This window comes from Hydrogenophaga palleronii, from assembly GCF_031457455.1.
Lineage (GTDB): Bacteria > Pseudomonadota > Gammaproteobacteria > Burkholderiales > Burkholderiaceae_C > Hydrogenophaga > Hydrogenophaga palleronii_A.
Window position 1 is genome coordinate 157,051 of sequence record NZ_JAVDWU010000009.1, and the last position, 11,777, is coordinate 168,827.

11 protein-coding genes are annotated in these 11,777 nt (G+C 65.6%); 6 read left to right on the plus strand and 5 right to left on the minus strand.

All coding sequences use genetic code 11. The features are described 5' to 3' along the window. Positions 1-55 precede the first annotated feature (55 nt). The 6 genes from glk to J2W49_RS19545 all read left to right on the plus strand — a co-directional run bounded on the left by glk (position 56) and on the right by J2W49_RS19545 (position 5,805). Positions 56-1,069 carry a glucokinase gene (glk, locus tag J2W49_RS19520; RefSeq protein WP_310320238.1) on the plus strand — a complete coding sequence of 338 codons (1,014 nt, stop codon included), beginning with the start codon at positions 56-58 and terminating at the stop codon, positions 1,067-1,069. Positions 1,070-1,223: 154 nt separating this feature from the next. Continuing rightward, positions 1,224-2,471, plus strand: a complete 1,248-nt coding sequence (locus J2W49_RS19525; RefSeq protein ID WP_310320240.1) for an ABC transporter substrate-binding protein — start codon at positions 1,224-1,226, stop codon at positions 2,469-2,471. A gap of 84 nt (positions 2,472-2,555) precedes the next feature. After that, complete coding sequence (locus tag J2W49_RS19530; RefSeq protein WP_310320242.1) at positions 2,556-3,422, plus strand: carbohydrate ABC transporter permease; 867 nt, start codon at positions 2,556-2,558, stop codon at positions 3,420-3,422. Continuing rightward, on the plus strand, positions 3,419-4,279 hold the full coding sequence (locus J2W49_RS19535) for a carbohydrate ABC transporter permease (protein ID WP_405001054.1): 861 nt from the start codon (positions 3,419-3,421) through the stop codon (positions 4,277-4,279). Before J2W49_RS19530 ends, J2W49_RS19535 begins: the two co-directional genes overlap by 4 nt. A 66-nt stretch (positions 4,280-4,345) precedes the next feature. Further along, the gene (locus tag J2W49_RS19540; RefSeq protein ID WP_310320244.1) at positions 4,346-5,428 is read left to right on the plus strand and encodes an ABC transporter ATP-binding protein; all 1,083 of its coding nucleotides are present in this window, start codon (positions 4,346-4,348) and stop codon (positions 5,426-5,428) included. A gap of 125 nt (positions 5,429-5,553) precedes the next feature. Next, a complete protein-coding gene (locus J2W49_RS19545; RefSeq protein WP_310320248.1) occupies positions 5,554-5,805 on the plus strand; it encodes a hypothetical protein in 252 nt (83 codons plus the stop codon). Positions 5,806-5,942: 137 nt separating this feature from the next. Here J2W49_RS19545 and J2W49_RS19550 read toward each other — a convergent pair whose 3' ends face one another. The 5 genes from J2W49_RS19550 to otsA form a co-directional block, all read right to left on the minus strand. After that, a complete protein-coding gene (locus J2W49_RS19550; RefSeq protein ID WP_310320250.1) occupies positions 5,943-7,310 on the minus strand; it encodes a sensor histidine kinase in 1,368 nt (455 codons plus the stop codon). Between the two features lie 135 nt (positions 7,311-7,445). Continuing rightward, positions 7,446-8,144: a response regulator transcription factor gene (locus J2W49_RS19555; RefSeq protein WP_310320252.1), complete on the minus strand. Its 699-nt coding sequence runs from the start codon at positions 8,142-8,144 to the stop codon at positions 7,446-7,448. A 448-nt stretch (positions 8,145-8,592) separates the two neighbouring features. Next, positions 8,593-9,009, minus strand: a complete 417-nt coding sequence (locus J2W49_RS19560) for a hypothetical protein (protein WP_310320254.1) — start codon at positions 9,007-9,009, stop codon at positions 8,593-8,595. Positions 9,010-9,094: 85 nt separating this feature from the next. Continuing rightward, positions 9,095-10,000 carry a mechanosensitive ion channel family protein gene (locus J2W49_RS19565; protein ID WP_310320256.1) on the minus strand — a complete coding sequence of 302 codons (906 nt, stop codon included), beginning with the start codon at positions 9,998-10,000 and terminating at the stop codon, positions 9,095-9,097. 394 nt (positions 10,001-10,394) lie between these two features. After that, the gene (gene otsA, locus J2W49_RS19570; RefSeq protein ID WP_310320258.1) at positions 10,395-11,777 is read right to left on the minus strand and encodes an alpha,alpha-trehalose-phosphate synthase (UDP-forming); all 1,383 of its coding nucleotides are present in this window, start codon (positions 11,775-11,777) and stop codon (positions 10,395-10,397) included.

The window sequence follows — 11,777 nt, forward strand, 5'->3', positions numbered from 1 at the left end:
ACCCCGTTCCACTCTGGCCGTCCCCCGTATCTGGTCACCTGAACCCCGCGATTTCATGTCGTCTGCATCCCCTCCTGTCTCGCCCCAAGAACCTCGCCCGCCCCTGGTGAACGCCCGGTTGCTCGCCGACGTCGGTGGCACCAACGCGCGCTTCGCCTGGCAGGGTGGGCCCGGAGCCCCCATCACCGATGTTCGCGTGATCCCGGCGGCCGAACACCCCCGGCTGCAGGACGCCATGCACACCTACCTGCAAGGGCTGGGACGCGGCACGCCGCAGGCGGTGGCGATCGCCATTGCCAACCCCATCACCGGCGACCAGGTCCGCATGACCAACCACCACTGGTCGTTTTCACAAAGCGAGGTGAAGGCCGAGTTCGGCTTCGAGACCTGGCGCTTGCTCAACGATTTCACCGCCCTGGCCCTGGCCTTGCCCGATCTACCGGCCGAAGAGCTGGTGCAGGTGGGCGGCGGTTCAGCGAAGGCTGGCATGGCCATCGGCCTGGTGGGCGCTGGCACCGGCCTGGGCGTCTCCGGGCTGCTGCCCGATGGTCGAGGTGGCTGGGTGCCGCTCGAAGGCGAGGGCGGCCACGTGACCCTGCCGGCCAGCACGCCACGCGAACGCGTGGTGATGGACGGTCTGGTGCGCCGCTATGGCCATGCCTCGGCCGAACGCGTCACCAGCGGGCAAGGTCTGCTCGACACCTTCAGCCTGTTGTGCGAGGCCGACGGCGTGACCATGGGCTCGGTGGTGGACGCCGCCGACGTGACCGAGGCCGCGCTGGAAGCTGGCCAGCCTCAGGCGCTGGAAGCGCTGAACATTTTCTGCGCCCTGCTGGGGTCGGTGGCCGGCAACCTGGCGCTCACGCTGGGCGCGCGGGGTGGTGTGTACATCGGTGGCGGCATCGTGCCGCGCCTGGGCGAGTGGTTCCACACCTCTCCGTTTCGCGAACGCTTCGAAACCAAGGGCCGGTTCCAGGGCTACCTGCAAGCCATTCCTGTGTGGGTGATCACTTCCCGTCAGTCACCGGCACTGATGGGTGCGGCGCGGGCGCTCGACGAGCGACGCTGACACTGTCGACGGCCGGGCGCGCCTGACAGGGGGTGGTAAATGAGGGTATTCACCGATTCATCTTGTTAATTAATTAATGAAAAATGAACGATCTCGACGTGAGGTGCGTCGGGACAACCAAAACCGGGCCAAAGGCCCCCACGGAGACTTGTTCATGAAACTCAATTCCCTGCTGTGCGCCGCTACGGTCGCGTTCACCATGTCCAGCGCGATCGCTGGCGAAGTCGAAGTGCTGCACTACTGGACCTCCGGTGGCGAAGCCAAATCCGCAGGCGAGCTGCGCTCCATGATGCAGTCCAAGGGACACACCTGGAAGGACTTCGCCGTGGCCGGTGGCGGCGGTGACAACGCCATGACCGTGCTCAAGAGCCGCGTGGTTTCAGGCAACCCGCCAGCGGCCGCCCAAATCAAGGGCCCGGCCATCCAGGAATGGGCCGCTGAAGGCGTGCTGGCCAACCTGGATACGGTGGCCAAGGCCGAGAAGTGGGACGAGGTGCTGCCTGGCGTGGTGGCCAACGTCATGAAATACAAGGGCAATTACGTGGCCGCGCCGGTGAATGTGCACCGCGTGAACTGGATCTGGGCCAGCCCCGAAGTGCTCAAGAAAGCCGGTGTGGCGGGCATGCCCAAGACGCTGGACGAGTTTTTTGCCGCAGCCGACAAGATCAAGGCCGCCGGCCTGATCCCCGTGGCCCATGGTGGCCAGAACTGGCAGGACTTCACCACCTTCGAATCGGTGGTGCTGGGCGTGGGGGGTGCGAAGTTCTATCAGGACGCATTGGTCAAGCTCGACCAGAAGGCGCTCACCAGCGACACCATGAAGAAGTCGCTGGAAGCCTTCCGCAAGATCAAGGGCTACACCGACGCGTCGGCTCCCGGCCGCGACTGGAACCTGGCCACCGCCATGGTGATGCAGGGCAAGGCCGGCTTCCAGTTCATGGGTGACTGGGCCAAGGGCGAGTTCATGGCCGCCGGCAAGGTGCCGGGCAAGGACTTCCTGTGCGCCGCCGCACCGGGCACCGCCAACGCCTTCACCTTCAACGTGGACTCCTTTGCCATGTACAAGCTGAAGGACGCCGGCGCACAGAAGGCACAGGCCGACCTGGCCGCCGCCATCATGAGCCCGCCGTTCCAGGAAGTGTTCAACCTGAACAAGGGCTCCATCCCGGTGCGCCTGAACATGTCCATGGACAAGTTCGACGATTGCGCCAAGCTCTCCAGCAAGGACTTCGTCGACACCGCCAAGACCGGCGGCCTGGTGCCGTCGGTGGCCCACGGCATGGCCATCAGCCCCGCCGCTGAAGGTGCCATCAAGGACGCGGTCAGCCAGTTCTGGAACAACGACCGCATGAGCATCGACGAAGGCGTGAAGAGCATCGCTTCCGCTGCCCGCAACCAGTAAGCCCCCGCGCCCGGAAAGCGCCCTGGTGAAACGTTTCACCGGGGCGCCTGCTTCTGCACGAAGCGCCGCGACTGAGAAGCCCTCATGAACAAACTCGAACAACTGCTGCCCAAGCTGGTGCTGGCGCCTGCCTTCATCCTGGGGCTGGCATTCATCTACGGCTTCATGGTATGGAACGGCGTGCTCTCCGTTTCCGTTTCGCGCATGCTGCCGAACTACGAGTTCGTCGGCCTTGCGCAGTACGAACGTCTGTTCGAGATGGACCGCTGGTGGGTGGCGCTGAAGAACCTCGCGATCTTCGGCTTCCTGTACGTGGGCCTGTCGATGGCGCTGGGCATTTTCCTGGCGATCCTGCTCGATCAGAAGGTGCGCGGCGAAGGCTTCATCCGCACCATCTACCTCTACCCCATGGCCCTGTCCTTCGTGGTGACCGGCACGGCCTGGAAATGGATTCTCAACCCCAGTGATGGCTTGCAGAAACTGGTGCAGGACATGGGCTGGACCAGCTTCACCTTCGACTGGCTGGTGCAGTCCGACATGGCCATCTACTGCGTGGTCATTGCCGGCGTGTGGCAGTCGGCCGGCTTCACCATGGCGCTGTTCCTCGCGGGCTTGCGCGGCATCGACGACAGCATCATCAAGGCCGCGCAGATCGACGGTGCCTCGTTGCCGCGCATCTACTGGCGCATCGTACTGCCGGCCATGCGGCCGGTGTTTTTCTCCACGCTGATGGTGCTGGCGCATCTGTCCATCAAGAGCTTTGACCTGGTGATGGCGTTGACCGCCGGTGGTCCAGGCTACGCCACCGATGTGCCCGCCACCTTCATGTATGCCATGAGCTTCAGCCGCGGCCAGATCGGTCTGGGCGCGGCCAGCGCCACCATCATGCTGGCCACGGTCGCGGCCATTGTGGTGCCGTATCTCTACAGCGAACTCAGGAAAAAGCCATGAACGGCCCACGCTTCAACTTCGGCCGCTTTGCCTTGATGGCCACCCTGCTGATCGGCGCGGCCTTCTTCCTGGCCCCGCTGTACGTGATGGTCGCCACTTCGTTGAAAGACGCCGACGAGATCCGCAACGGCAACCTGCTGAGCCTGCCGGGCAGTCTCAACTTCTCCGCCTGGCGTGAGGCCTGGTCCACCGCCTGCACGGGTGCAGACTGCCGGGGTCTGCAACCCTTCTTCTGGAACTCGGTGTGGATGGCGGTGCCGGCGGTGCTGATCTCCACCGCCTGGGGCGCCGTGAACGGCTACGTGCTCAGTCTGTGGAAGTTCCGGGGCAGCGAAACCTTCTTCGGCCTGTTGCTGTTCGGCGTGTTCATGCCGTTCCAGGTGGTGCTGCTGCCCATGAGCCAGGTGCTGGGCTGGCTGGGCATTTCCAGCAGCATCGGCGGGCTGGTGCTGGTGCACTGCCTGGCCGGCCTGCCCAGCACCACGCTGTTCTTCCGCAACTACTACGCCGCCGTGCCGGGCGAACTGCTGAACGCCGCGCGGCTCGACGGCGCCGGCTTCTGGCAGATCTTCCTGCGCATCATCGTGCCCATGTCCACGCCCATCGTGATGGTCACGCTGATCTGGCAGTTCACCCAGATCTGGAACGATTTCCTGTTCGGCGTGGCCTTCAGCGGCGCCGATTCCAAACCGGTGACCGTGGGCCTGAACAACCTGGCCAACACCACCAGCAGCGTCAAGGCCTACAACGTGGACATGGCCGGCGCCCTGATTGCCGCGTTGCCCACGGTGGCGGTGTACGTGCTGGCCGGGCGCTACTTCGTGCGTGGCCTCACGGCAGGCGCGGTCAAAGGTTGACCGACATGGCAGCGCATTTCATCTTTTCTTCACTGCCCGTGGCGGCGGTTCATCCAGAGGTTTGACATGGCATCCGAACTCCACATCCAGGGCGTGCGCAAGTGCTTCGGCAAGGGCGACAAGGCCGTTGAGGTCCTGAAGAAGATCGACATCGACGTCGCGCCCGGTGAATTCCTCATCCTCGTCGGGCCTTCGGGCTGCGGCAAGTCCACGCTGCTGAGCATCATCGCTGGCTTGGAAGAACCCACCGAAGGCGCCATCCGCATCGGCGGGCGCGACGTGGTGGGCGTGCCACCGGCCCAGCGCGACATCGCCATGGTGTTTCAGAGCTACGCCCTCTACCCCACCATGAGCGTGGCCGACAACATTGGCTTCGCACTGGAGATGCGCAAGGTGCCCAAGGCCGAGCGGGTCAAGCGCATCGGCGAAGTGGCGGCCATGCTGCAGATCGAGCACCTGCTCGACCGCCGGCCCAGCCAGCTCTCCGGTGGTCAGCGCCAGCGCGTGGCCATGGGTCGGGCGCTGGCGCGCCAGCCGCAGCTGTTCCTTTTCGATGAGCCGCTGTCGAACCTGGACGCCAAGCTGCGCGTGGAGATGCGTGCGGAAATCAAGCGCCTGCACCAGCTCAGCGGCATCACCAGTGTCTATGTGACGCACGACCAGATCGAAGCCATGACGCTGGGCAGCCGCATCGCGGTCATGAAAGACGGCATCCTGCAGCAGCTCGGCACGCCGGACGACATCTACAACCGCCCGGCCAACACCTATGTGGCCACCTTTATCGGCTCGCCCACCATGAATCTGGTGCCCGGTCGCACTGTGGCCGCCGCCGGGCGGGGTTTCACCATCACAGGGGCCGACCTGCCGCTGGCGTGCCCTGCCGCTGCCAACAGCAGCGCCCTGATGGGTCTGCGGCCCGAACATATCGTGTTTGACGACGGTGCGCCCTGGCGGGGCGAGGTGAGCGTGGTCGAACCCACCGGGGCCGACACCTTCGTGGTGGTGCAGACCGCCGCCGGCGACGTGACCGTGCGCACCGCGCCGCAGGTGCGTGTCGAACCCGGTGACCGGGTGGGTCTGGACATTCAGGCCGATCACGTGAACTGGTTCGACCCGGTGTCTGGCTTGCGCATCGCTGCTGCGGCCTGACGGCGCGAAGGCCAGCGCAGGCGCTGCAAGGCGTGACCGGCGCGCAACGCCGCAGGTAACAGCCCAACAAATCGTCAGACCCTTGCGCTAAGCTCTCTTCACGGTCCTAGACCCAAGGAGACAGCATGACCACCCCTCAGTTGCGCGTTGTTCTGGTTTTCAGCCCTGAAGACCAGGCCTGGATCCGGCGCGGCGCGTACACCGTGCCCGACTTCTGGCAAGGTCACGGCGTGCCACCGGCCATGGGCGACGAGTTTCGCCTGGGTGGGCGGCAGTTCACCATTCAGGGACGGCTCTGGGCGCAGGAAGGTGGAGTGACGCTGCTGCGGGTGTTTGTGGGCAGCGCTCATGCGGAGAGTGATTCGGTGTTCGGCTAGAACCACCCCCGCCGAGCTTCGCTCGACCCCCTCAAGGGGGCACACCTTCGGACCGGCGAAGCCGGATCCTGGGTGTCGCTGGAGGGAGGCCCTTCGCTCCGGAAAGGGCGTTTCCGTGCTTAGCGCTGGCTGCTGTTTCAGCCCAGGGTGAGCACGACCCTCAGACCCTGCGGCAACACGCGTTCCACCTTCGCATCGCCCCCATGGCGGCGCGCGATTTCGCGCACGATGGCCAGGCCCAGGCCGCAGCCGCCGGGCTGGTCGCTGGCGCGCCAGAAGCGCTGGAACACGTGGGAGATGTCGTTGGCACCGAGGCCGGGACCGTTGTCTTCCACCACCAGGTGGGTGAGCGTCCCGTGCGGCTCGACCCTCAAGGTCACGGTGCTGCCGGCGGGCGTGTAGCGCAGCGCGTTGTCGATCAGGTTGCTCATGGCCTCGCGCAGCTGCAGCGCATCGCCCTCGATCTCGCGCCGCTCGGCACCTTCATAGCCCAGATCGATGCCGGCGATCACCGCTTTCGGGGTCCAGTCGCGCGCCACCTCGCGCGCCAGTGCGGCGAGGTCGAGCGGTTCGCGTCGGGCGGTGCTTTCGGTGCGGGCCAGGGTCAGCAACTGGTGCACCAGGTGGGCGCTGCGTTCGGCACCCGTGAGCACCTTGTTCAGGCGCGCACCCAGTACCGGGTCAGCGGTTTCGCGCTGGGCCAGCTCCACCTGGCTGATCAGGCCGGCCAGCGGCGTGCGCAACTGGTGGGCGGCGTCGTTGATGAAGCGCTTTTCCTGGCGCACGCTGCGCTCCACCTCGGCCAGCAGGCCGTTCACCGCCTGCACCAGGGCATGCACCTCGCTGGGTGCCTGCGTCATGCCGATGGGTTGCAGCGCGTTGATGGAGCGGTTCTCCAATTGGTCCGTCAGGCGCGTCAGTGGCGCCAGGCCGCGGCGGATGCCGCCGTACACCAGCAGGCTGAGCAGCACACCGATGGCCAGCAGAGGTGCGAGCAGATCGGCCACCAGTTCGCGTGCGATGCGCTGCTGTACCGCTGTGCCCTTGCCCACCTGCACGCGCAAGGTCTGTGGTGCATCGGCGTCGCCATACTGCACATCCAGTGCCACGATGCGCAGCGGTTGGCCGTCCAGCTTTCCGCCGTACAGGAGCGGCTCGCCAAACACCGCGGGGTTCTGGTCGGGTTGGGGCAGGTTCTGGTTGCCGAGCAGGAACTGACCCGGCGGCGACGACACGGTATAGCTCACCCGGTCGTCCGGATCCTGTTCCAGCACGTCCTGCGCGGCACGCGGAAAATCGATCAACAGGCCAGAGCCGATCGGCTTGACCTGGCGCGAGAGCGCGCGCACCGATTGCGTGAGCGACTGATCAATGCCCTTTTCAGCGTAGCTCAGGGCAATGCGGTGGGTCAACAGACCGCCACCGGCCCACAGCACCAGTTGCGGCAGCAGCAGCCACAGCAGCAACTGGCGGCGCAGCGACTGACGGGATGGCGTGCTGCTCATGCTAGTACGCCAACTCAGAGATTTCGAAACACAAAAATGCGCCTTCACGCCGATGACTGCGTTGCACATCCGCGCGATACCGACGGGTATCGCTGAGGTGTGCGCCTTGCCCTGGTCGTGAGGCCGGCCGCCCACTCATGCGCCGGACGCCTCCAGCATGTAGCCCAGCCCCCGGATGTTGCGGATGTTCAGCGGGGCGCTGGCCAGTTTGCGACGCAGCCTGTGCACATACACCTCCAGCGCGTTCGAGGCCACGCCGCCGTTGTCGCCAGGTTCGGCTTGCCAGGCCGCGAGCACGTCCTCCCGACTGACCACCTGCCCGGTGTGCCGCATCAGCAAGTCCAGCAAGGTCCATTCGCGCAGGGTCAGATCCACCGCTTCGGTGCCGAGCCAGACGCGCGGCGGGTGGGCCTCCAGACGCAGTGCCAGCGCGGTGGTTTGGCCTGCCGGCGACGCGCCCGGGGCGGGCAGGTTGGCGCGGCGCAGCAATGCTTGCAGGCGGGCCTGCAATTCTTCGAGGCTGAAGGGTTTGGTCAGGTAGTCGTCGGCACCGGCGTTGAGGCCGGCCACCCGGTCTTCCACGCCATCGCGGGCCGTGAGCACCAGCACGGGCAAGGCGGGCGAACGTTCGCGCAAGCTCCGCAACACGTTCAGCCCATCGACCTTGGGCAGGCCCAGATCGAGCACCACGCCATCAAAGCTGTCGGCTTTCAGCCGCTCCAGCGCGATCTGGCCGTCTTCAGCCAGCGTGATGCGGTGACCGGCCTGCATCAACTGGGCGCTGAGCCCGTCTCGCAGGAGTTCGTCGTCTTCAACGATCAAGAGGTGTGCCATACGGTGAATGTTACCCCCACGCTCCACCGCTGCGCGGGTCGCTGCCCCCCGAGGGGGCTGATCCGGCTTGGGGCGGCCCGGCGCCGAATCTGTTGCCCCCACGCTCCGCCGCTACGCGGGTCGCTGCCCCCCGAGGGGGCTGGGCCTGCCTTGGGGGTGGCCCGAGGGCTGGCCCGTTACCCCCACGCTTCGCCGCAGGGACTGTTCGCCCCCACGCTCCGCCGCTGCGCGGGTCGCTGCCCCCGAGGGGGCTGATCCGGCTTGGAGCGGCCCGGCGCCGGATCGGGGTCGCCCTCACGCACCGGCGTCTTCGAGGATGGACCCAAACCCCTTCCGGATCGATGTGTCTCAATCAAGAGATACCGTCGGGCCGGCTTTGCCGGACGACTGGTATCGCCCCCTTGAGGGGGGAGGCGGCTACGCGCAGCGAGCAAGCGACGGGGGTGTTTCAGTCCTCCTCCAGGTTCCACCGAAAGCCGCAGCGTTTGCAGCACACCGGCACCATGCGCGGGGCAGGGCGCAGCCGGGTGGTCTCTTCCTGCAGCGTCAGCAGGCCATAGGCCTTGCATTGCCCGCAGTTGGCCTGGTTGGCCATTTCTTCTGCGTGCATCAGCAGGTAGAGGTAGCGGCGCATCGCCCAGAGCGTGATGGCGGCGCAGACCACCACGAAGCCCGTGTTCAGGACCTTTTCGCCGGTGCTGGCGCCATGAAAGGCCTCGAAGCTGGCCATCATGGCCACGGCGGCGAGCAGGGCCAGCGCCATGTGTGCGTGGCTGGAGAGCAGCTCGCGTTCGTACCACTTGCGAAATCCCACATGCTGGATGCCGTCGGCCAATGAGCGGTTGAGTGGGTTGCGAGCGGTCATGGCAGGCTCCTGAATCGCCGCATGGTGGCACAGACCGGGCGGTTTTTCCAGTACTTCGTGAAAGAGCTCCTTGACGTTCGGCGGGTCACGCTTGGGCCATTTGTTGCAGAGGAAAGGCAGGCGCCTTGCCTGCCTTGTCCTGCCCGGCGTACACCGTCAGGTGCGGGTAGGGAATCTCGATGCCTTTGGTGTCGAAAGCGGCCTTGAGCCGCCGCAGGTACTCACGCCGCACGCCCCATTGCTCCATGGGCAAGGTGCGGAAGCGGCAGCGGATCACCACGGCCGAGTCGCCCCAGCTGTTCACGCCGGCGATCTCGAGATCGTTCGTGATCCTGGGCTGGAAATCGGGGTGATCGCGCATCTGCGAGGCCACCTCCCGCATCACTGCCATCACGTCGTCCACGTTTTCGCGGTATGCCACGCCGATGTCCATCACCGCGTGGCTGAAGCCGCGCGTCATGTTGATCACGGTGGTGATGTGGCCGTTGGGCACGTAGTGCACATTGCCGTCGTAGTCGCGCAGCTGCACAAAACGCAGGTTGATCCCTTCCACCACACCCGAGTGGTCGCCCAGTTGCACCACGTCGCCCTGGCGGATCTGGTTCTCCAGCAAGATGAAGAAGCCGGTGAAGAAGTCTTTCACGAGGCTCTGAGCGCCAAAGCCCACGGCCAGACCGACCACGCCGGCCGCACCCAGAATCGGCGCCACGGAAACGCCCAGTTCGGCGAGCACCAGCATGCCTGCAATCAGGCTGATCACCACCGCCACCAGGTAGCGGAACACCCGGCTCAGGGTTTCGGCACGTTTGGCCGATTCCGCGTCGTCCAGACGGGATGCAATGCGGTCGCGCAGCGTGCGGACGGTGCGCTGCAGCACCGTCACCAGCAACCAGGCGCCCAGAACGATGAAAGTGATGCGCGTCAGGCTGGCAGCCGCGCCACCCATGCTCTCCCACCAACGGGCGGCGATGTCGATGAAGTTCTGGTTCATTCACTTTCCTTTCTTGAAGCCAAAAAAGCAAAGCGGGCGCCGGCTTTGCAGCCAGCGCCCGCTGATGGGAACCTAGATACGGTAGTTGGACGGGCCCGAGTGGGCTGTCAGGGAGCGTGCTGGCAAGGCGCGACGACGCAGCGGGCGCCTGCCCGCAAGGAGGAGTAGCGGCCCCCCACGCTCCGCCGCTGCGCGGGTCGCTGCCCCCAGAGGGGGCTGACCTTGCTTGGGGCGGCCCTGCGCAAGGTCGGCTGCAGCCAGCGCGCTCCCTGGCGGCTCAATCGGGCCTGTAGCGCCCTCAGCCATGTGGTGAAGCACTTCGTGGCCAAGATCCTCAGTATTCACGGGAATTTCCAGCGGAATTTGGCGCGGTCAACTGCCGTTTCTAGGTTGGTCAGGGTGCGGGAATGGCCGCGAGTGCGGCCAGAAACTGGTGGCGCCACCAGTACACGTCGTGTTCGCGAATGCGGGCCAGCAGCGCCTGGTGGCGGCGCTGGCGTTCGTCCAACGGCATCTGCAGCGCGCGCTGAATGGTCTCGGCGGTGCGCAGCGTGTCGTAAGGATTGACCAGCAGGGCTTCCGGCAGTTGTTCTGCAGCACCGGCGAAGCGCGACAACACCAGCACGCCGGGGTCTTCCGGGTCTTGCGCGGCCACGAACTCCTTGGCCACGAGGTTCATGCCATCGCGCAGGGGCGTGACCAATGCGACGCTGGCTGCGCGGTACAGGCCCGGCAGGCGCTTGCGGGCTACGTTGCGGTGAATGTAGCGCACCGGCATCCAGTCGAGCTCGCCGAAATCGCCGTTGATGGAGCCGCACAGGCTCTCCAGTTCCTGCTTCAACGCAGCGTAGGCGTCGACCGATTCGCGGCTGGGTGAAGCGATCTGGATCAGCGTGGCGCTGCCAACGTTCTCCGGGTAGCTCTGCAGCAACTGCCGAAAGGTTTTCAGGCGCTGAGGCAGGCCCTTGGAATAGTCCATGCGCTCCACACCCAGCAGCAGCCGGCGGCGCGAATACTCCCGGCGCATCTGGGCGTACATGTCCTGTGCGTCCTTGCCTTCGCCCAGGGCGGTGAATTCGTCCACGTCGATGCCGATGGGAAACGCCTGTACTTGCAGCGTCTTGCCATAAGCGCGAAATTCGTGTTCGCCCAGGATGTCGGCCGAGGTCTCGGTACCCACATACCGGGAAAAGTGCGACACATCGGTATTGCTTTGCAGACCCACGAGGTCGTAGGCGAAAAGCGACCGGATCAGCCAGTCGTGCGCGGGCACGGCGGCCAGGATCAGCGGCGGTGGCACGGGAATGTGCAGAAAGAAGCCCATGCGCTGCTTGCAGCCCATGGCGCGGAGCTCGGCGGCCAGCGGTATCAGGTGGTAGTCGTGTACCCAGATGATGTCGTCGGGCTTGAGCAGGCTGGCCAGCTTGTGGGCGAACATCTGGTTCACCCGCCGGTAGCCACCGATGTAGCCGGCATCAAAATCGGCCAGATCGAGCCGGTAATGGAACACCGGCCAGAGCACGCCGTTGCTGTACCCGAGGTAGTAGCTGTCGTGGTCCTCGCGACTCAGGTCCACCGTGGCCAGCTGCACATTGCCCGCCTGCTGCAGATGCAGGTCGCCCTCGCCGGGCGTACCGTTTTCAACAATCTTGCCGCTCCAGCCAAACCACAGCCCGCCCGACGCCTCAAGCGCCTGCCCCACCGCCACCGCCAGCCCACCCGAGGCCGGTTTACGAGGATCCGCGATGCGGTTGGAAACGACAACAAGGCGACTCAT

What these genes read in the sequence shown, in the direction of transcription:
- glk (WP_310320238.1), top strand. Translation starts at nt 56, where the DNA reads ATGTCGTCTGCATCCCCTCCTGTCTCGCCCCAAGAACCTCGCCCGCCC.
- J2W49_RS19525 (WP_310320240.1), top strand. Translation starts at nt 1,224, where the DNA reads ATGAAACTCAATTCCCTGCTGTGCGCCGCTACGGTCGCGTTCACCATG.
- J2W49_RS19530 (WP_310320242.1), top strand. Translation starts at nt 2,556, where the DNA reads ATGAACAAACTCGAACAACTGCTGCCCAAGCTGGTGCTGGCGCCTGCC.
- J2W49_RS19535 (WP_405001054.1), top strand. Translation starts at nt 3,419, where the DNA reads ATGAACGGCCCACGCTTCAACTTCGGCCGCTTTGCCTTGATGGCCACC.
- J2W49_RS19540 (WP_310320244.1), top strand. Translation starts at nt 4,346, where the DNA reads ATGGCATCCGAACTCCACATCCAGGGCGTGCGCAAGTGCTTCGGCAAG.
- J2W49_RS19545 (WP_310320248.1), top strand. Translation starts at nt 5,554, where the DNA reads ATGACCACCCCTCAGTTGCGCGTTGTTCTGGTTTTCAGCCCTGAAGAC.
- J2W49_RS19550 (WP_310320250.1), bottom strand. Translation starts at nt 7,310, where the DNA reads ATGAGCAGCACGCCATCCCGTCAGTCGCTGCGCCGCCAGTTGCTGCTG.
- J2W49_RS19555 (WP_310320252.1), bottom strand. Translation starts at nt 8,144, where the DNA reads ATGGCACACCTCTTGATCGTTGAAGACGACGAACTCCTGCGAGACGGG.
- J2W49_RS19560 (WP_310320254.1), bottom strand. Translation starts at nt 9,009, where the DNA reads ATGACCGCTCGCAACCCACTCAACCGCTCATTGGCCGACGGCATCCAG.
- J2W49_RS19565 (WP_310320256.1), bottom strand. Translation starts at nt 10,000, where the DNA reads ATGAACCAGAACTTCATCGACATCGCCGCCCGTTGGTGGGAGAGCATG.
- otsA (WP_310320258.1), bottom strand. Translation starts at nt 11,777, where the DNA reads ATGAGTCGCCTTGTTGTCGTTTCCAACCGCATCGCGGATCCTCGTAAA.